Genomic DNA, 3795 nt, shown 5'->3' on the forward strand with positions numbered 1-3795 from the left:
GCCTTGCGTCTGTTGTCCGTAACCTTTTATTCCTTGTACATTTCCTTCCCAGCCATCCTCACTCACCTTTACCAAGGTTGAGGTTGCGTCTAGCCACTCTAGCTTGAATTCTACATTAGTTTCCACTCCACTAGCCGACCACAGAAATGTTATATGATGCTCTTCTTCGCTTACTTTCTTAACCGTAATAGGCAACTCTGCACCAACATCGTCCCATCTCCAAGTAATAGTTTTATTGCTTTCAATGCGACTAGTCCCGCTAGATATAAAGTATTGAGACATTATTTCAGGATCAACAATTGCTTCAAAAACCTTGTCAATTGACTTAGAGATTTTTCTTTCAACTTCAACTTTTAGTTTCATCTACTAATTCTCCTGTTATAATCATGTATTTGTATCCCATTGGTAATATACCTTAACGCAGTTTTTTTCTTCTTATATAAATATTTCTTATTTTTTTATGATATCCCTTTAATTTTTTTCTTGTTTAGTTACGAGGCAGCCACTATAGTTTGACTCCCGATTTGTTATTTTATAATGGGTTTTCTCCCCCTTCATTATTAAAGGGGGCTAGTTATTTTCCAACTAAGGACCATTATCCGTTAACATAAAAAAGTATACTAGTATAGTACATCAGCTGACGACACACTCCATAAAGGTTTCAAATTAAAACTCTGAAAGAATTAACTAGCACTGGCCCAATAGACAGAAAAAAGAGACCTTTCTTTTACGAAAAGTCTCTTTGGATTACCGTTTAACCATTCTGTTCGATTTGGATTTTATTTCTGATAGCTTTTTCTTTTTCTACTTTTTGTTGTCTAAGGTTACCCGCCACTAAAATCCCAATCACGACTATTGCTTCAAATCCGTATTTTACGAATGGATTAGCAAAGTAGTTGTGCATGAAAGGTTCAGCTACGATCATCTTAGCAGCTGTCCAGCCTAGTATCCCGGCTCCAATTACTATGATGAATGGGTAGCGTTCAATCAGTTTCAGGATCAAAGTGCTTCCATACATCACTACTGGAATCGACACAAGCAAACCAATCACTACTAATGTGAAATTTCCATGTGACGCGCCAGCAACAGCTAGAACATTATCCAATCCCATTAAAGCATCTGCAATAATAATAGTTTTAATAGCAGCCCACATTGAGTCAGCGGGTTTCACATCATGTTCTTCCTCATCAATAAGAAGCTTATAAGCAATCCATACCAGCAGTAATCCTCCAATTAAATGCAGGCCAGGCACCTTTAAGATAACAACAACCAATAGCGTTGCAATAATCCTGATAACAATTGCCCCGACTGCTCCCCAAATGATCACCTTTTTTTGCTGATCTTTTGGAAGCTTTCTTGCAGCCAATCCAATAAGGATCGCATTATCTCCAGCAAGAACCAAATCTATCATAATGATTGCTAAAAGACCTGAAATAAATTCACCTGTTAAAAAATCCAACACATCTTCCTCCTTTTAAACAAAAATAAAGAGACCTCTGCCATAAATGGCAAAGGTCTCGCTAAGCACTAATTGATTAGGCCAATAAAGCCGGTGGAGAAATTCCACGTAATGACGACTTTATTTCAGGTTACACCTGACGCTACTCCCCTTCACGGGATAAGTATTATGAAATTTTTCCCTAAAATCTAAGTATCTTGCATTATAGAAAACTTAAAGAAATCTTATTGCAACTCTATTATACCAAAAATATGAATAAAATAAAGTAAAAATTAATGAATAATTTTCTGGACTTTCCTAGGAAATAATTGTTTCTCTTGGTCTATCTTCTGGCTTGGTATATTCATCATATTTCCACTTAGTTTTTCTTTGTAAAGAGCTATTAAAAATTCTACATCATACAAATACGATAAGGAAACTATTAGAGAAAACTTGATATCTTGCAACTGAGCCTGGGTTACATAACCTTATTGTTTCCTAAGCATCACTTCTAAGTGGTAGCATAATTCGTCAACAAGAGCAGTGAACTTGTTCAAATCCTTCCCCCATAAATGTTGATTACCTAGAAGGGTCTCAACCAATTGTTTAAGTGAAATTTCTTCTGCCTCATAACGAAGCCATTGTTCTTTAAAAAATTCAATTGTTTTTACATCATCTTTTACAACATACTCTTTACCACCAAAGCTTTCCCCTACATAATTCCCTTTTACTTTCTGTACCTTATAAAATCGGATCAGACCAGCAAATGCTCGTACAACGCAGACAGGCAGTCTATCTTTCTTCTCAAAATAATCTTCTAAAGTCGGCAGAAGACGAACCTTAAACTTCGATACACTATTCAATGATATGTCGGCCAGACGATGATGAACAAAAGGATTCATAAAACGCTCCATAACGCTTTCTCCATATATTATCATCTCATTACGATCAAATGGTAATGAAGGAATTATTTCCTCCTTGATTGCTTGACGCAGAAATCGATTAAAATCAGGGTGATCGATTACCTGTTTCACTTCTTCCAATCCAGATAATATACCCAGAGGAGCCATTAACGTATGTGAACCATTTAGAATACGTACCTTCCTCATTTGATAAGGAACTAAATCCTTTACCCAATGCACGTTTAAGCCTGATTGTTTCAAAGGAAGACGCTGGTCAAAAGAAGGGTCACCTTCTATAGCCCATAAATGATACGGCTCAGCTGTATTTAATAATGAATCCTCATATTCCCACGATGCAAACAATTCTTCCGCCTCTTTAGCAGGAAACCCTGTTACAATACGATCTACAAGGGAGTTAAGGAACAGATTATTTTGGTCTACCCAATCCATAAATGACTTCGGTAATTCCCAGTCCCTACTGTGCTGAAGGACACATTGCTTCAACATATCACCATTTCTCTCCAAAAGCTCACATGGTAGCATGATGAGACCTTTTTCTGTTTCTCCGTTAAAATATAAATATCGCTGATATAAAAATGCTGTTAGTCTCCCCGGAAAAGATTCAATCGGTACTCCCTCTTCCCAAGGAATCGGCTGGTATTTGAGCCCAGCCTCTGTCGTGTTAGAGACTACAAATTCCAATGTAGGGTTTTGGGACAACGCCAAAAACTCGTCCCATTCTTCATACGGATCAATTGCCTTTGAAAAAACGGAGATAATCTCTTTATTATCTACTTTCTCCCCATTCTGAAATCCCCGTATCATCAACGTATATAATCCATCTTGTTGCTTCAATTTCTCTATTTTTCCTTTTCCAGTGGGGCGAGGCTGGGTAACGACAATACTTCCTTGGAAATGCCCTTGTTTATTACATTCAGAAATCATCCAGTCAAAGAAGCCACGCAGAAAATTCCCCTCTCCAATTTGCAGCACTTTTACTGGGTAATCCTGCATCATATGTCCAATTTGAACAGCTCCTGTTTCTTTACTTAGGCTCTTCACATGACTTTGATTTTTATTCATGGTTACTAAACTCCCTTTCATAACAGAAAATTTCTCTCTACAGAAGATGAACAGAGCAACCACATCACGCGGTTGCTTTTATTAGACATGAAACCATCGTTTAAATTTCAACAATAGCCTTAATGACTTTAGCATCTGGAGTTAACCATCCTTCAAACTGTTGGATCATTTCATCCAAATGCGTACGGTGTGAAATATACAAACTTAAATCCACTCCACCATTTTTCACCGTATTCACAACATAATCAAAATCTTCTCGAGTAGCATTACGGCTTCCCATTAGGGTAAGTTCTTTACTATGGAAGTCAGGGTCATTAAAGGAAATTTCAGACTTCACTAAACCTACATAGATCAGTCTTCCTCCGTGAGCAG

3 protein-coding genes and 1 pseudogene are annotated in these 3795 nt (G+C 37.3%); all 4 read right to left on the reverse strand.

The annotated features are described in order from the left end of the window. Positions 1 to 363 (reverse strand): SRPBCC domain-containing protein (locus tag AC1DUW_RS23165; RefSeq protein WP_477643561.1); only part of this gene is annotated, 363 nt, incomplete at its 3' end. 391 nt (positions 364 to 754) lie between these two features. Further along, on the reverse strand, positions 755 to 1459 hold the full coding sequence (locus tag AC1DUW_RS23170; protein WP_053346418.1) for a TerC family protein: 705 nt from the start codon (positions 1457 to 1459) through the stop codon (positions 755 to 757). A 467-nt stretch (positions 1460 to 1926) separates the two neighbouring features. Then, the gene (locus AC1DUW_RS23175) at positions 1927 to 3423 is read right to left on the reverse strand and encodes a tagaturonate reductase (RefSeq protein WP_477643562.1); all 1497 of its coding nucleotides are present in this window, start codon (positions 3421 to 3423) and stop codon (positions 1927 to 1929) included. A gap of 100 nt (positions 3424 to 3523) precedes the next feature. Further along, positions 3524 to 3795: pseudogene (locus tag AC1DUW_RS23180) on the reverse strand (alcohol dehydrogenase); the annotation flags it as partial.

This window comes from Peribacillus sp. P4_C12, from assembly GCF_056402095.1.